We start from the raw sequence: 15,917 nt of genomic DNA on the forward strand, positions 1-15,917 counted from the left end.
ATTTCAAGGCGAACGGTTTGAACGACGGTTCCGATGATGCGCAGGCGACGGGCCAGTACGCGACGGCGTCCGGCTCCGGTGCCTTTGCCGGTGCCGATGGCGCCACGGCAACCGGCAGCGGCGCGGTCGCGACAGGGACGAATGCGACGGCGAATGGCTTCGGCAGCGTCGCCACAGGTCAGAACAGCGCCGCCTATGGCGCAGGTGCGCAGGCCAACGGCCCGGGTAGTGTCGCCGTCGGCGGTGTCGCTGTGGACGAAGACGGCAATCCGTTGATCACGAACGGCGGTGTGCCGGTCGATACCGGCGCAACCAGTGCGGGTGTGGGCGGTACGGCGGTCGGTGCGAGTGCACAGGCCGGTGGTTTTGCCGCGTCCTCGTTCGGTGTCGGTGCGTATGCGAGTGGTGCGCAGGCCACGGCAGTGGGCGCGGTCGCCAATGCGACTGGGGCTCTGTCGACCGCCGTCGGTACGCAGAGTGCAGCGACCGGTGCGAGCAGCGTGTCGGTCGGTGAAAGCGCACAAGCTACCGGCGATGAAAGTGTCGCCGTGGGTGGCAGCACCTTCTTCGGCTTCATCCCCGCCCAGGCGACCGGTCTCGGTGCGTCCGCCTTCGGTGCAGGCGCCTGGGCCACCAACGACTATGCCACGGCACTCGGCTGGAACAGCTGGGCCGATGGCGCCAGCAGCACGGCGATCGGTGAGTCGTCTTATGCGTCCGCCGCCAATTCTGTTGCGCTGGGTGCGAGTTCGCTGGCCGATCGGGCGAACAGCGTCTCGGTAGGTGCCGCAGGTAGCGAAAGGCAGATCACCAACGTCGCCGCCGGTACGCAGGACACCGATGCAGTGAACAAGGGCCAGCTCGATAGCTCGGTGAGCGGAGCGACACGCTACTTCAAGGCGAATGGACTTAACGACGGCTCCGACGACGCGCAGGCAACCGGTCAATACGCGACGGCTTCGGGTTCCGGTGCTTTCGCTGGTGCTGACGGCGCCACGGCAACCGGAAGCGGTGCGGTGGCTACCGGTGTGAACGCCACGGCGAATGGCTTCGGGAGCGTCGCCGCGGGTCAGAACAGCGCGGCCTATGGCGCCGGTGCTCAGGCCAATGGCCCGGGTAGTGTCGCGGTAGGCGGCGTGGCCGTGGACGAAGACGGCAACCCGTTGATCACCAACGGTGGCGTGCCCGTGGATACTGGCGCGACCAGTGCGGGTGTGGGCGGTACGGCGGTCGGTGCGAGTGCACAGGCCGGTGGTTTTGCCGCATCCTCGTTCGGTGTCGGTGCGTATGCGAGTGGTGCGCAGGCGACGGCGGTCGGCGCGGTGGCGAATGCCACCGGCGCTCTCTCGACGGCCGTCGGTACACAGAGTGCAGCGACCGGCGCGAGCAGCGTGTCGGTCGGTGAAAGCGCACAGGCTACTGGCGATGAAAGTGTCGCCGTGGGTGGCAGCACGTTCTTCGGCTTCATCCCCGCCCAGGCGACCGGGCTTGGCGCGTCGGCTTTTGGTGCCGGTGCGTGGGCAACCAATGATTACGCTACGGCGCTCGGCTGGAACAGCTGGGCCGATGGCGCGAGCAGCACGGCGATCGGTGAATCGTCGTACGCGTCCGCGGCCAACTCGGTGGCCCTCGGCGCGAGCTCGTTGGCCGATCGAGCCAACACCGTTTCGGTGGGCTCGGCGGGTAGCGAGCGGCAGATCACGAATGTCGCGGCGGGCACCGAAGATACGGATGCGGTGAACAAGGGGCAGCTTGATTCGTCGGTGAATGGCGCGACGCGYTAYTTCAAGGCGAACGGTTTGAACGACGGTTCCGATGATGCGCAGGCGACGGGCCAGTTCGCTACCGCGTCGGGTTCGGGTGCCTTCGCTGGCGCCGATGGCGCCACGGCCACCGGTAGCGGTGCCGTGGCGACCGGCACGAATGCGACGGCGAATGGCTTCGGTAGCGTCGCCACGGGTCAGAACAGCGCGGCCTATGGTGCCGGTGCCCAGGCCAATGGCCCGGGTAGTGTCGCCGTCGGCGGTGTCGCTGTGGACGAAGACGGCAATCCGCTGATCACCAATGGCGGTGTGCCGGTCGACACCGGCGCGACCAGCGCGGGCGTGGGCGGTACGGCGGTGGGTGCGAGTGCACAGGCCGGTGGTTTTGCCGCGTCCTCGTTCGGCGTCGGCGCCTACGCAAGCGGCGCCCAGGCCACCGCGGTGGGTGCCGTCGCCAATGCGACTGGGGCTCTGTCGACCGCCGTCGGTACGCAGAGTGCAGCGACCGGTGCGAGCAGCGTGTCGGTCGGTGAAAGCGCACAAGCTACCGGCGATGAAAGTGTCGCCGTGGGTGGCAGCACCTTCTTCGGCTTCATGCCCGCCCAGGCGACCGGTCTCGGTGCGTCCGCCTTCGGTGCAGGCGCCTGGGCCACCAACGACTATGCCACGGCACTCGGCTGGAACAGCTGGGCCGATGGCGCCAGCAGCACGGCGATCGGTGAGTCGTCTTATGCATCCGCAGCCAATTCTGTTGCGCTGGGTGCGAGTTCGCTGGCCGATCGGGCGAACAGTGTGTCGGTCGGTTCGGCGGGTAGCGAGCGGCAGATCACGAATGTCGCCGCGGGCACGGAAGATACCGATGCGGTGAACAAGGGTCAGCTCGATTCGTCGGTAAGCGGGGCGACGCGTTACTTCAAAGCCAATGGGTTGAACGACGGTTCCGATGATGCGCAGGCGACGGGCCAGTACGCGACGGCGTCCGGCTCCGGTGCCTTCGCCGGTGCCGATGGCGCCACGGCTACCGGCAGCGGTGCGGTCGCGACAGGGACGAATGCGACGGCGAATGGCTTCGGCAGCGTCGCCACAGGCCAGAACAGCGCCGCCTACGGCGCCGGTGCGCAGGCCAACGGCCCGGGTAGTGTCGCGGTCGGCGGCGTGGCCGTCGACGAAGATGGCAATCCTCTGATCTCCGACAATAACGGCAATCCCATCGACACAGGCGCGACCAGTGCAGCTGTCGGCGGCACGGCCGTCGGCGCTAGCGCGCAGGCAGGCGGGTTCGCGGCGACCTCGGTCGGCGTGGGTGCCTATGCCAGCGGTGCGCAGTCCACCGCCCTGGGTGCCGTCGCCAATGCCACCGGCGATTATTCGACCGCCGTGGGTACATCGACGACAGCATCGGGCGCGGGTTCCGTCGCCGTCGGTGGGCCGAGCAACTTGCCCGGGGTAGGTCTGATCTATACCGGAGCAACGGGCGATAGTGCCGCCGCCTTCGGTGCGGGTGCCCAGGCCACGGCGGATTACGCCACGGCGCTCGGTGGCGTGGCCGCCGCCGAGGGGGTTGGCAGCACGGCGCTGGGCTACTTCGCCTATGCGCCAGGCGTAAACGCCACCGCGCTGGGCATCAATAGCTGGGCGTCCGGTGCCAGCAGTGTCGCGGTAGGTGATTTCTCGACAGCCCTCGGCGCGAATGGCGTCGCTGTCGGCGCCAACAGCACCGTGCAGAGCGCCGCCACCAACAGCGTCGCTCTGGGCTCGAATTCGCTCGCCACCCGCGCCAATACGGTGTCGGTGGGCGACCGCGGGAGCGAGCGGCAGATCACCAATGTCGCGGCGGGCGTGCAGGGTACGGATGCCGTCAACGTCCAGCAGCTGAATACGCTGTCCGACAGCGTGAGCAGCGCCAGCCACTACGTTTCGGCGACGGGTGCGGCCGACGGCTCGGACGATGCGAGCGCCACGGGTCAGTTGGCCATCGCGACCGGCGCAGGAAGCAGCGCGAGCGGCGATCTCTCGACCGCCAACGGCGCCTTCGCCACGGCGAGCAAGGAGTCGTCCACCGCGATCGGTGCCTCGGCCAACGCCGGCGCGGCGGGCGCCACGGCCATCGGCGACAGCGCCAGGGCCCTGGGCGTTAATTCGGTCGCCCTCGGCAATGGATCGCTGGCGACGCGAGCCAACACGGTATCGGTGGGTAGTGCGACGAACAACCGCCAGATCACCAACGTGGCCGCCGGCACGCAGACCACGGACGCGGTGAACCTCGGCCAGTTGAACACGGCACTCTCGGGCGCCTTCGCGGGAACCTCGAATGCGGCAGGCAATGCCGTGGCGATGGCCCTGGGCGGCGGCGCGACGATGGGTGCCAGCGGGTTCGTCGGTCCGGTCTATCGGGTGCAGGGTGGCTCGTACGGCACGGTAGGCGACGCGGTCGGTGCTCTGGACGGCGCCCTGACGTCGTTGAACAGCCGTGTCGGCAACCTGGAGTCGAAGTCGACCGGCGGCACGGGCACGGGGACGACGCCGATTCGCCGCAACGACGTCGCGGCGACGCCCGCATCCTCGACCACGCAGGGAGTGATGGCGGCAGCTGTCACACCGGCTGTCACATCGGCAGCCGTCGCCCCTGTGGCCGCTGCGGCGCCCGTGACGGCACAGGCCGTCGTCCCCGGAACGGGCAACGGCATCGCGATCGGCACGGGTAGCTACGCCAAGGACCCGACCGACATCGCCGTGGGCAACAACGCCAGCGTGGGCGCCGACAACGGCACGGCGGTCGGCAACGGTGCGACGGTGACGGCGGCGGCGACCAACAGCGTCGCCCTCGGCGCCGGCTCGGTGGCCGACCAGGCCAATACGGTCTCGGTGGGCGCGGTGGGTGCCGAACGGCGCATCACCAACGTCGCCGCGGGCACGGCGGGCACGGATGCCGCCAACGTCAGCCAGGTGGACCAGGCGGTAGCCACGGCCAAGACCTATGCCGACCAGGGCGATGCAGCCACGCTGAACAGCGCCAAGCAGTACACCGACCAGAAGTTCGGCGATGTCGTGAGCGGCGGTGCCTTCGATGAGTACAAGCGCGAGGTCGATCATCGCTTCAGCAACCTCAACGACCGCCTGAACAAGGTGGGCGCCATGGGTGCGGCCATGTCGCAGATGGCCTTCAGCACGCAGAGCGTCAACGGTGATAACCGGCTCGGCGTGGGCGTTGGCGGCTACAAGGGGCAGGGTGCGATGTCGGTCGGTTTCTCGCGCAGCCTCAGTCCCAAGGCGGCCCTGACCTTCGGCGCCGCGATCAGCGGCGGTGAGACTTCGGGAGGCGTTGGCGTAGGCATCGGCTGGTAATCAACCCGGCGAAATCCTACGGGTAGGCCCGGAGGGCGCGGAAGCCGGCGGCGACGCCGGCTTCCTCTTGTTGCGCCACGTCGCGGAACACGGGATTCACGGTCGCCGTCGACGCACGGTATGTGCTACCAATAGCGGCCCGCGCGGTCAGGAACGATCGCGTGGATCGACCGCTTTAACGGACCGTGAGGAAGGCATGTCTGCGATGACTGAGCATAGGGATATGCTGACCGGCGAACCCGGAGAAGCTCAGGTCTGCGCGCACCTGGTGGCGCACGGCCGCCTTAAGGACACCGACCTCGCGCGGGCCCGGCGCCTGCACGACGAGACGCCGGAGGGTACCCTCACCTCGCTGATGGCCCGTCTGGGCCTGGTATCGGAGCGAGATCTGGCCGACGCCTGGGCCGAACTGCTCGGCCTCACCCTGCTGGCCGCCAAGGACGCTCCGGACCTTCCGCCCGCGGACATCGAACTGTCGGTACGCTTTCTCAAGCAGTACCACGTCACCCCCGTTCGTGAAGGCGAGGACGGTCTCGCCCTCCTTGTCGCCGACCCGGCCGATCCTTACCCGCTACAAGCGGTGAAGCTGGCCACCGGTCGTGACCTGCCGTTGCGCGTCGGGCTGCGTTCGGAAATCGACGGGCTGATCGAGCGCTACTACGGCCAGGGTCGTTCGGCCATGGGCAGCATCGTCGAAAGCCTCGACGGCAACGCTACCGAGGAGGACGACGTCGAGCACTTGCGCGATCTCGCCTCGGAAGCGCCGGTGATCCGCCTCGTCAACCTGATCCTCCAGCGCGCCGTGGAACAACGGGCGTCGGACGTACACATCGAACCCTTCGAGAACCGCCTCAAGGTGCGCTACCGCATCGACGGCGTGCTGCATGAAGTCGAAGCGCCGCCGTCGAGTTCCACGGCCGCGGTTATCTCCCGCCTCAAGATCATGGCCCGCCTCAACATCGCGGAGCGGCGGCTGCCCCAGGACGGTCGCATCCAGTTGCGCGTTCAGGGCAAGGAGCTGGATCTGCGTGTGTCCACGGTGCCGACGAGCTTCGGCGAGTCGGTCGTCATGCGTATCCTGGATCGAGAGTCGATCGTTTTCGATTTCGCATCGCTGGGCTTCACCGACCACTTCCGCGACCGCTTCGTCGAGGTGCTCGACCGCCCGCACGGCATCCTGCTGGTGACCGGGCCGACCGGCTCGGGTAAGACGACCACGCTCTATACCGCGCTGTCGCAGATCAATACGCCCGACGTAAAAATCATCACGGTCGAAGACCCGGTCGAATACCAGATCGAGGGCATCAACCAGATCCAGGTGAAGCCGCAGATCGGCCTCGACTTCACCGGCGCGCTGCGCTCCATCGTCCGCCAGGATCCGGACGTCATCATGATCGGCGAAATGCGCGATCTGGAAACCTGCCGCATCGCGATTCAGTCCGCCCTGACGGGACATCTGGTGCTGTCCACGCTGCATACCAACAGCGCCTCCGGCGGCATCACGCGCCTGCTCGACATGGGCGTGGAAGACTACCTCCTCGGGTCGACGGTGAACGGCATTCTCGCTCAGCGACTGGTGCGCCGCCTGGATCCGGAAACGGCGATCCCCTACGAAGCGTTGCCCGAGGTTGTCGAGCAGTTCGAACTGCACAAATACACCGACGAGCGACCGATCCGGCTGTGGAAGCCCGGTACCAGCGCGACCAATCCGACCGGATACCGCGGCCGCCGCGCCATCATGGAATTCCTGGTGATGAGCGATCCGCTGCGTCGCCTGGTGATGCAGCGTTCCGATGCTGGCGAAATCGAGCGGCTGGCGCGTGCCGAAGGCATGCGCACGATGTACGAAGACGGCCTGGCCAAAGCGGTGGCGGGCGTCACTACGATTGAAGAAGTCCTTCGCGTCACCCAGGAATCCTAGGCCCTGCCATGAGCCAGTTCCGTTACCGAGCTATCAGCGCCGCCGGCGAAGCGCTCACCGGCCGAATGGAAGCCGCGTCCGTGGAAGACGTGGTCGCACGTCTTCAGGACCAGGGCCATACGCCACTGGAAGCCGCGCCCGCCGAGGGCGCCGCGAGCGGTGGCGGCTTCGCGGCGCTGTTCCGCAAAGGTGTTTTCACCGGCGATCAGCTGGCCCAGTTCACGCACCAGCTCGCGACGCTGCTCAGCGCCGGCCAGCCGCTGGATCGCGCCCTGGGTATCCTGCTGGATCTACCGGAAGGCGAGCGCGCGAAAAACCTCGTTGAGCGCGTGCGCGACCGGGTTCGTGGCGGCACGACGCTTTCAACGGCGCTGGACGAAGAGAACGGTGTTTTTCCCCGCCTGTATGTCAGCCTCGTGCGGGCTGGCGAAGCGGGTGGTTCGCTCGACGAGACACTGCGTCGACTCGCCGATTACCTCGAGAGGGCGCAGGCCCTGCGCGGCAGCATCATCAATGCGTTGATCTATCCTGCCTTTCTCATGGTTGGCGTACTTGGCTCGCTGGTCCTGCTGCTCGCCTACGTCGTTCCGCAGTTCGTGCCGATCTTCGCCGACATGCAGGTGCCGATCCCGCTCATTACCAAGGTGGTTCTGGCCCTCGGCACGGTGATCAGCGACTGGTGGTGGGCGCTCGCCCTGGCGATGTTCGTCTTCGGCGTCTTCGTGCGTCTGCGCCTTCGCGACCCCGACGCCAAGCTCGCCTTCCACGCACGCTTGCTCACGATGCGGGTATCGGGACCGCTGCTGCTCAAGGTGGAAACGGCACGCATCGCGCGTACCCTCGGCACGCTGTTGAAGCATGGCGTGCCTCTGCTGTCGTCCCTGGCCATCGCCCGGCAGGTGACCGGTAACCGGGCACTCGACCTCGCGCTCGAACAGGCGGCGGAACGGGTCAAGGGCGGCGCGGGACTCGGTAGTTCGCTCGCCCAGACGGAGCGGTTTCCCCGCCTTGCCTTGCAGATGATCCAGGTGGGTGAGGAAGCCGGTGCGCTCGACACCATGCTGCTCAAGGTAGCCGACACTTTCGACATTGAAGCCAAGCGGGCCATCGATCGTCTGCTCGCAGCCCTGGTGCCGGCACTCACCATCGTCATGACCGTCATGGTCGCCTTCATCATGGCGGCGATCCTGCTGCCGCTTCTCAGCCTCACCAGCAATATCAACTGACCGTATTCGTTCCAAGGAGCTCTGCCATGCGCGTGACACGTACGCTTCGACCCCGCCAATCCCGCGGCTTTACGCTGCTCGAAATGCTCGCCGTCATCGTCCTGATCGGCATCATCGGCGCCATCGTCGTGACCCAGGTCGGCAAGAACGTCGACAAGGGCAAGTACGGCGCGGGCAAGGCTCAGCTGGTCACTCTCGGCCAGAAGGTCGAAAACTACGCACTCGACAATGGCGCCCCGCCGCACGAGTTGGGCGACCTCGTTGCCAAGCCGGGCGACGCACAGAACTGGCAGGGCCCATATGCGAAGGAATCGGACCTGAAGGATCCGTGGGGTCATGCCTTCGGCTATCGCTACCCGGGTGAACACGGCAGCTTCGACCTGGTGTTCTATGGCCAGGACGGCAAGGCCGGCGGCGACGGCTATTCCGCCGACGTCGGTAACTGGCAGTAAGCGACCTGCACGGCCATGCATACGCGCGGATTCACGCTGTTCGAAATGCTGGCCGTGATCCTGCTGATCGCGATCGCCGCGGCGGCAGTCTCGATTCCGATTACACAGGGTCTCGCCAGCGCGCGCGTCAACGCCGCGAGTGGCGAGCTGGCCGCCGCCTTGCGCTGGACGCGCGCGCAGTCGATCGTCAAGGGCGAAAGCCTGGCCCTCGAAGTGGATACCTCTTCCTCGTCCTATAAACCGCCAGGCAAGTCGGTCGTCGCCTTGCCCAAGGACATGCGCGTCGCAATCACCAGTGCACGCGAGGACCAAGCCAACGCGACCACGGGTCGTATTCGCTTCTTTCCCGATGGCAGTTCGACGGGTGGTCGGGTCACGCTGACGCGCGGAACCCGCGAGTGGCACGTCAACGTGGCATGGCTGACCGGCGCGGTGAGTGTGGTGGACTCGAAGTGACACGCCCCGGTAACCAGCGCGGTTTCAGCCTGCTCGAAATCATCGCTGCCATCGCCATCCTCGCCATCGCGTTCGCCGCGCTCATGCAGGTTGCCGGCAGTTCGATGAGCCTCACGGCCCGTGCCAACGAGCGCACCCAGGCGGCGCTGCGTGCACGCACGCTGCTCGATGGCGCTTTCGTCATGGAGCCGTTGCGCGAGGGCGATAGCGACGGGCGCTTCGACGATACCTATCGCTGGCACATGAACGTGACCCGCTATGTCACGCCCGACGCGAAACCGCCGACGGATGGCGTCGTCGCCAGCCGAGTGTATCGACTGGACCTGGACGTCATGTGGGGAGCGGACGACAACGTGCGTCATGCGCGGTTCTCCACGCTGCGCATGGGCGGCGCGAACACGGATGGTTCGCCATGAGGCGCACGAACGGCTTCAGCCTGATGGAAGTGCTCGCCGCGCTGGCCTTGCTGTCGCTCGTGTTGCTGGGCGTGTATTCGGGCATCAGTACGGCATCGCGTATCGTGCGCAGCGGCGACCAGGCGATCGAACGCATGGACGAGATCCGCTCCGCCCAGGGATTCCTCCGCAGCGAACTGGCCCAGGCGCTCGCCGTGCCCTTCGACGAGACCGATGATGGCGAGCCCATCGTGTTCTCCGGTACCTCGCGCACGTTGCGGTATGTCGCACCCATGCCGGGTTATCTGTCGAAACTGGGACCGCAGCTACAGACCGTCGCCCTGGTCGACGACGGCCGCCAAAGCCTTCGTCTTGAAGTGACGCTCGCGATGCTGCCCCCGGACGGCGGTGCGCCCCAGCCGATCGGCGAGCCCCAGGTCCTGCTTCGAGGCATCCGGAAGGGAGCGATCTCCTATCGCGGCATGGACGACCAGAATCGCCCCGGCGACTGGCAGGACAGCTGGGACGACGGTCGTCGAACGCCGTCGCTGGTCCGCGTCGAACTCGAGGTAGGCGGCAACGTGCTGTTCCCCACCCTGGTCGCACCGATCCGCATCGATGCATCGGCCGCCCGCAATGGTCTTTCGCTGACGCGTGGCACACGCGGGCCGGTGGTCCGATGAATCGTGCACGTACACGCGGGGTTGCGCTGCTCATCGTCCTGTGGGGTTGCACGCTCCTGGCCATCATGCTGGGCGGCTTCGCCGCGCTGGCGCGAACCGAAGGCCTGCAGGCGCGTTACCAGTTCGCGCAGACGCGTGCCCATTACGCCGCGGAGGCGGGTATGGTCCGCGCGATCGAGGGCTTGCAGACGACCGATCCCGACGCACGCTGGATCGCCGATGGGCGACCGTACGTGTTCGTGTTCGACGACGCCACCGTCAACATCACCGTGGTCGACGAAGACGGCAAGGTGGATCTCAACGCCGCCTCCGACCAGGTGCTGACCGGCTTGTTCAAGGCCGCCGGTGCCAACGATGACAAGGCAAAGAGCTTGTCCGCGGCGATCCAGGACTGGCGCCGTCCCGGCGACGCCGCGTCGCCCAACGGCGCGAAAAAGCCCCAATACGACGCTGCGGGCCTCGGTTACGGCCCGCGAAACGGCCCGTTTGCCACGGTCGAGGAAGCGCGGATGGTGCTCGGCATGGATCCGGCGATCTGGACCGCCGTCGCACCGGTGCTGACCATCTGGTCGGGCCGCGAGCGACCGAATACGGAACACGCGCAGCCACTCGCGCTGGCGTCGATTCCCGGTCTGGGCGACGCCGGTGCCGCGGCGATCCTGGCGACCCGCGGCCAAGTCAATGGCGCGTCGGTCGCCGGCGGCAACGGTGTCACGCACACGATACGTGCGGAGGCCATCCTTGACGACGGGACCCGTAGTTTCCTTACATCGACCATCCGACTACGTGGGATAAGATCCGGTAACCAGCCCTACGCGATACTGCGTTGGCGCGAAGGAGATGTTGAATGACCGCTTTGCAGGACGCCTCCCAACTCCAGTTCGACCGCCTGCGCCGTGCCTGGCGCGGCAGCGCGCTGCCGGGCTTTCTGCGCTGGTGGGGTGGCGAGTTGTCGGCGCTGCTGCCCGTCCGCTGGCGGCAGGCCTTCGCCGGTGGCGAGCGCTGGTACGTCCTCGAACGCGGCGAAGGTCTGTGGCAGCTGCGGCGAGCGGGCGAGAGCCTGACCATCGCGGATGCCCACGACACTGACACCGTCGATCATCGCGCTGCCCTGCTGGCGCGTGCACTGGGCGAGTGCGACCCCGCCGATCGCCGTATCGCCCTGCTCATGCCGGCGGCCCAGGTACTCCGGCGTCGCCTTGTGTTGCCGATCGCCGCGCGCGACAACCTGCGCCAGGTCGTCGGCTACGACATCGACCGACAGACACCCTTCCGTGCCGAAGACATCCACTTCGGCGTGCGCGAGTTGGGGGAGGGCGGCCCGGAGGGGCGCTTCGTCGCCGAACTCGCGGCGACGCCCCGCGTGTCCCTCGATCCCTTGCTCGACGAACTCACGGCGCTCCGTGTCGCCCCCGACCGGGTCGATGTGCCGCTCGGCTACCAGCTGGCCGGCGTGGATCTCTTGCCGCCGTCGCGCGCCCCACGACGGGTCGATCGCCGACGTCGGCTGAACCTCGCACTCGTCGCCGCCATCGTGCTTTTGCTGCTCGGTGCCATGGCGGCGTGGTTGCACAACCGCCAGGTCGCGCTGGATACCATGCGCGCCGATGTCGAGGCCATGCAATCCGACGCGCAGCGGGTCAAGGCGCTGCGTCAGCGGCTCATGGACAGTGTCGGTGCCTCGGGCTTCCTCGTGCGTCGCAAAAGCGAATCGCCCTCGATCCTGCCCGTCCTCGATGAACTCACCCATCGCCTGCCCGACGACACCTGGCTGGAGCGGTTCACGCTCAATGCGACCGGCCAGATCGGCTTCCAGGGCCAGAGTCCCCAGGCCGCCCGCCTCATCGACGCGCTGAAGGGTGCTCGCAGCATCGGTGAGCCGAGCTTCCAGGGCACCATCCAGGCCGACCCCACTTCTGGCAAGGAACGCTTCTATATGCAGGCGAAGGCGCTGATGCCGAAGCCCGTCGCCGCGGCGCCTGCGAAGGCGACGAGCGCCCCGGCGCCTGCACCCGCGTCGACGAAGGCGGCTGCCGCAGCCGCCACTGCCGCGCCGAAGGAGGACGCCCGTGCGAATGAAGCCCGCTGAGTCCCGTGTCGCCGCGATCGTGCTGCTGGTCGTCGCTGTCGCGATCGGTTACTTCGCGCTGGTCCACTGGTGGTTCGTCGCCCCGCAGCTGACGATTGCCGCCGACATGGACGATCTGCGCGATACGCAACGTCGTTATGCCGCTGCCATCGCCGAACGCCCCCAACTGGAGAAACGTCTGGCCACGCTGGAGCAGGGCCAGACACGCAGCGATGCCTTCCTCGCCGGCGACGACACGAACGCCGCCGCCGCGGGCCTCATGCAACGCATCGTGGATGTCGCGGCCGCACATAAGGAAGACGGCGCCTGCGACGTCGTGCAGAAGATGCCTGTGCCGAGCCAGGAGAAGGCGGGCGATCCCTACCGGAAGGTCACCGTGAATATCAGCCTGCGGTGTCAGATGCAGCCGATGACAGCTGTGCTCCACGATATCGAGGACGAGACGCCGTACCTCTTCATTGAGGACTTCAGCATCTATCGCAATCCGGTAGCCGCGCGGTCAGGCGCCGCTGCGCCGATGGAAGTGCAGTTCACCGTGTCTGGGTACATTCATGCCGCTCGCGCGGCGAAGGCGGCCACATGAATGCCGCCGGTCAACGTCGACTGACCCCGCTCCTGGCCATCGTCGCGCTGGCGCTGGGATGTACGGCTGCGTCGTTCGTCATGGGCATCGGGCAGGGCGTGCGCTGGGACGATCCGGCGGCGCCGGAAGCGTTGCCACCCCTGCGAGCCGCGGTGATGCCAACGACGTCACCGTTGAACCGCTATGCGGAAGTTTGGCAGCGGCCTCTCTTCATGGCCGATCGCAAGCCGGTAGCCGCCGCGGACACCGACGATTCGTCGAGCAACATCGGCGATCTTGAACTCACGGGCATCATCATGACGTCGGGCCTGCGCATGGCCTTGCTGCGAGATCGCGGCAAGGACATGACGGTGCGCGTCAAGGAAGGTTCGCCCTTGTCGGATGGGCACTGGACGCTGGCCTCGCTGACCCCCCGTAGCGCCATCTTCGACAACGGCGGCCAGCGGCGCGAGCTGACATTGAAGGTCGCGGCGCCCGAAGCCTTGACAAAGGATGCCCCGCGGGGCGGCGCACAGGCGGGACAGCCTTCGCAACCACCGCGAAACGCGCCGGCGCCTTCGGGCAGTGGCGTGCACGTGGAGCAGGTCTCTGGCAGCGGCATGACCGGCCCCGCCTTGCCGCACACGCCTGCTGCGCCGGCGCGCGATACGCCGCCGCGGCAAGACGACAGTGCGCTTCAGCAGGCCAGGATCGAAGCGTTGAAACAAGCCGTACAGAAGCGCCGCATGGAGCAACAACAACAGCGGCAGCAAGCGCAGGACTCGCAGTAGGGCGCATGAAGCGCCCACCACGGAAGGAAGGACAACATGAAGCGACTCAATCTGGGCATCGCCGTCGCGGCGGCCATGCTTGCGGCCGGCTGTGCCTCGCACACGAAACGATCCGCTTACGGTGACATTCAACGCGAAGCGCTCGCGGGTCTCGACAAACCGGTTCCATCGACGCTGCCATTGGCGTCCGGTGGGGAACCGGCGGCGGACGGTTCCGCCACGCAGCGTGAGATCAGTCATGGCACCGGTCGTTTCATTCAACCGCAGCCCTTGAAGGAGCCGCGCCCGGCTGCCGTTGGAGAAGGCGCGGTAACGCTGAATTTTGAAGATCAGCCGATCGAGGCGGTCGTCAAGGCGATCCTCGGCGACCTGCTCGACACCAACTATTCGCTGGCGCCGGGGGTTAGCGGCTCGGTGTCGTTCTCCACATCCAAGCCGGTGAAACGCGAGGATGCGTTGCCGATCCTCGAGAACCTGCTCTCGTGGACAGGAAACGCCCTGATCCGTGAGCACGGCCGGTACACCATCGTGCCGACGGCGCAAGCGGTTGCCGGCAAACTTGCGCCCAGCCTCGGTGCGAATGCTCCCCGCGACGGACTCAGTGCGCGTCTTTTCCCGCTGCGTTTCGTCGCGGCACCGGAAATGGTCAAGCTGCTCACGCCCTTCGCGACCGCGGATTCCATCCTCCTGGCCGATCCCGCGCGCAACGTCCTCGTCGTCGCGGGTACGCGCGACGAGCTGGACAATGTTGCGAAGACCATCGATACCTTCGATGTCGACTGGGTGAGCGGCATGTCGGTGGGTGTTTTCGGATTGAGCAATGCCAGCGTCGCGGAACTGATGCCCGCGCTTGAATCGGTATTCGGCCAGAAGAGCGGTGCGCCGGTCGCCGGGCTCATCCGTTTCATTCCCATCGAGAGGACCAACGCGATCGTCGTGATCTCGACGCAAGCCGATCACATCGAACAGGTCGGCGGGTGGATCGAACGTATCGATCGCGGTGGCGGTAATGAGCCGAGGCTATTCGTTTACGACGTACGCAACCTGCTGGCGTCGGATGTCGCGCGCTACGTCGGCAATATATTCGGCGGCGCCGTCAGTGGAGATGCGCCACAAGCGCCGATCGTCCCCGGACTCACAGGCACCGCGCTAGGTGCGCCTCCTGGTGAGGGGGAGCCGGGCTTCGGTATCACCGACAATCCTGCCGACCCGGACGCAGCCGACAGCGATGCTTCGTTCTTCCAGGCACCGAACGCGACATCGTCGGCTGGTCACGCTTCGGGCATCCGCATCACTGCCGTCGATGCGAACAACCAGCTGATGGTTCATGCGCGGCCGTCGCAGTGGGCCGATATCCGCCGGGCCATCGAGCGGCTCGATGCCATTCCGTTGCAGGTGCAGATCGAAACCCGAATCCTCGAAGTGGTCCTTCGCGACAACTTCCGTTTCGGTGTGCAGTGGTATCTGGAGGGATTGGCTGGCGGCAGCGGAGCGGTGAGCCAGCCAGGCAACAAACACCAATGGGCGCTCGGCAGTGCGGCGGCCAAACCCCTCAGTCCCGACACGTTCTTCTATTCCTTCGTGAACAAGAATGTCCAGGTGGCCCTGCGTGCGATGGAAACCAGCGGCAATACGACAACACTCTCCGCGCCGTCTCTCGTGGTGGTCAACAACCACAAGGCCCGCATCCAGGTGGGCGACCAGATCCCCGTCACCCAGACGTTCGTCAATCCGTCGCTGGGTGGCAAGGAAGTCGGGCAGGTTACCTACAAGGATACGGGGGTGATCCTCGAGGTGCGCCCTCGCGTCAACCCGGGTGGCATGGTCTATCTGGACGTGGCCCAGGAGGTGAGTCGGGCGGACGATGGTGCGCCAGGTCAGAACGTCTCGATCGCCAAGCGGAAGCTGGACACGCAGGTCGCCGTGCAGAGCGGACAGACGGTTCTGCTGGGTGGCTTGATCAGGCAGCGCGACAGCCGTGGACACGCCGGCGTGCCTGGCCTGTCGCGGATACCCTGGCTCGGCGCCCTGTTTCGCGGCCGTAGCGAAGACCTGATGCGGACGGAGCTGATCGTGCTGATCACGCCCAGGGTGATCGCCAATGCCGACGATGCGAAGCGTATTTCGGATGACTATCGCCAGCGTTTCCGCTCCCTGAAGCCTTTCGGCACGGTCGCGCCGAAGGACGGCAAGGCGGCCATGGCCTCCCTCGAATCCGCTGGCGCGAGCTAGGA

General features: G+C 66.7%; 11 protein-coding genes and 1 pseudogene. All 12 read left to right on the forward strand.

Annotation, left to right across the window (positions count from 1 at the left end; all coding sequences use genetic code 11):
• Positions 1-5,093: pseudogene (locus AC1DYM_RS09270) on the forward strand (beta strand repeat-containing protein); the annotation flags it as partial.
• A 220-nt stretch (positions 5,094-5,313) separates the two neighbouring features.
• A complete protein-coding gene (gene gspE, locus AC1DYM_RS09275; protein WP_477337686.1) occupies positions 5,314-7,029 on the forward strand; it encodes a type II secretion system ATPase GspE in 1,716 nt (571 codons plus the stop codon).
• An 8-nt stretch (positions 7,030-7,037) separates the two neighbouring features.
• On the forward strand, positions 7,038-8,255 hold the full coding sequence (gspF, locus tag AC1DYM_RS09280) for a type II secretion system inner membrane protein GspF (protein ID WP_477337687.1): 1,218 nt from the start codon (positions 7,038-7,040) through the stop codon (positions 8,253-8,255).
• A 26-nt stretch (positions 8,256-8,281) separates the two neighbouring features.
• Positions 8,282-8,707 carry a type II secretion system major pseudopilin GspG gene (gene gspG, locus AC1DYM_RS09285; protein WP_071924881.1) on the forward strand — a complete coding sequence of 142 codons (426 nt, stop codon included), beginning with the start codon at positions 8,282-8,284 and terminating at the stop codon, positions 8,705-8,707.
• Between the two features lie 15 nt (positions 8,708-8,722).
• On the forward strand, positions 8,723-9,163 hold the full coding sequence (locus tag AC1DYM_RS09290; RefSeq protein ID WP_046966915.1) for a GspH/FimT family protein: 441 nt from the start codon (positions 8,723-8,725) through the stop codon (positions 9,161-9,163).
• Positions 9,160-9,579 carry a prepilin-type N-terminal cleavage/methylation domain-containing protein gene (locus AC1DYM_RS09295; protein WP_477337688.1) on the forward strand — a complete coding sequence of 140 codons (420 nt, stop codon included), beginning with the start codon at positions 9,160-9,162 and terminating at the stop codon, positions 9,577-9,579. The genes AC1DYM_RS09290 and AC1DYM_RS09295 overlap by 4 nt, the downstream gene beginning before the upstream one ends.
• The gene (locus AC1DYM_RS09300; protein WP_477337689.1) at positions 9,576-10,241 is read left to right on the forward strand and encodes a prepilin-type N-terminal cleavage/methylation domain-containing protein; all 666 of its coding nucleotides are present in this window, start codon (positions 9,576-9,578) and stop codon (positions 10,239-10,241) included. Before AC1DYM_RS09295 ends, AC1DYM_RS09300 begins: the two co-directional genes overlap by 4 nt.
• Complete coding sequence (locus AC1DYM_RS09305; protein WP_477337690.1) at positions 10,238-11,092, forward strand: type II secretion system minor pseudopilin; 855 nt, start codon at positions 10,238-10,240, stop codon at positions 11,090-11,092. Before AC1DYM_RS09300 ends, AC1DYM_RS09305 begins: the two co-directional genes overlap by 4 nt.
• Positions 11,089-12,330, forward strand: coding sequence for a PilN domain-containing protein (locus AC1DYM_RS09310; protein WP_477337691.1), 1,242 nt, complete (start codon positions 11,089-11,091; stop codon positions 12,328-12,330). The genes AC1DYM_RS09305 and AC1DYM_RS09310 overlap by 4 nt, the downstream gene beginning before the upstream one ends.
• Positions 12,317-12,913, forward strand: coding sequence for a type II secretion system protein GspM (gene gspM / locus AC1DYM_RS09315; protein ID WP_477337784.1), 597 nt, complete (start codon positions 12,317-12,319; stop codon positions 12,911-12,913). Before AC1DYM_RS09310 ends, gspM begins: the two co-directional genes overlap by 14 nt.
• Positions 12,910-13,683, forward strand: coding sequence for a hypothetical protein (locus AC1DYM_RS09320; protein ID WP_477337692.1), 774 nt, complete (start codon positions 12,910-12,912; stop codon positions 13,681-13,683). Before gspM ends, AC1DYM_RS09320 begins: the two co-directional genes overlap by 4 nt.
• Positions 13,684-13,719: 36 nt before the next feature.
• Complete coding sequence (gene gspD, locus AC1DYM_RS09325; protein WP_477337693.1) at positions 13,720-15,915, forward strand: type II secretion system secretin GspD; 2,196 nt, start codon at positions 13,720-13,722, stop codon at positions 15,913-15,915.
• Positions 15,916-15,917 lie beyond the last annotated feature (2 nt).

Source organism: Luteibacter sp. P1_D3, from assembly GCF_056406135.1.

Bases quoted from the DNA above. Each gene is read 5' to 3' on its own strand.
- gspD (WP_477337693.1), top strand. From the start codon at position 13,720: ATGAAGCGACTCAATCTGGGCATCGCCGTCGCGGCGGCCATGCTTGCG.
- gspG (WP_071924881.1), top strand. From the start codon at position 8,282: ATGCGCGTGACACGTACGCTTCGACCCCGCCAATCCCGCGGCTTTACG.
- AC1DYM_RS09305 (WP_477337690.1), top strand. From the start codon at position 10,238: ATGAATCGTGCACGTACACGCGGGGTTGCGCTGCTCATCGTCCTGTGG.
- gspM (WP_477337784.1), top strand. From the start codon at position 12,317: ATGAAGCCCGCTGAGTCCCGTGTCGCCGCGATCGTGCTGCTGGTCGTC.
- AC1DYM_RS09300 (WP_477337689.1), top strand. From the start codon at position 9,576: ATGAGGCGCACGAACGGCTTCAGCCTGATGGAAGTGCTCGCCGCGCTG.
- AC1DYM_RS09310 (WP_477337691.1), top strand. From the start codon at position 11,089: ATGACCGCTTTGCAGGACGCCTCCCAACTCCAGTTCGACCGCCTGCGC.
- AC1DYM_RS09320 (WP_477337692.1), top strand. From the start codon at position 12,910: ATGAATGCCGCCGGTCAACGTCGACTGACCCCGCTCCTGGCCATCGTC.
- gspF (WP_477337687.1), top strand. From the start codon at position 7,038: ATGAGCCAGTTCCGTTACCGAGCTATCAGCGCCGCCGGCGAAGCGCTC.
- gspE (WP_477337686.1), top strand. From the start codon at position 5,314: ATGACTGAGCATAGGGATATGCTGACCGGCGAACCCGGAGAAGCTCAG.
- AC1DYM_RS09290 (WP_046966915.1), top strand. From the start codon at position 8,723: ATGCATACGCGCGGATTCACGCTGTTCGAAATGCTGGCCGTGATCCTG.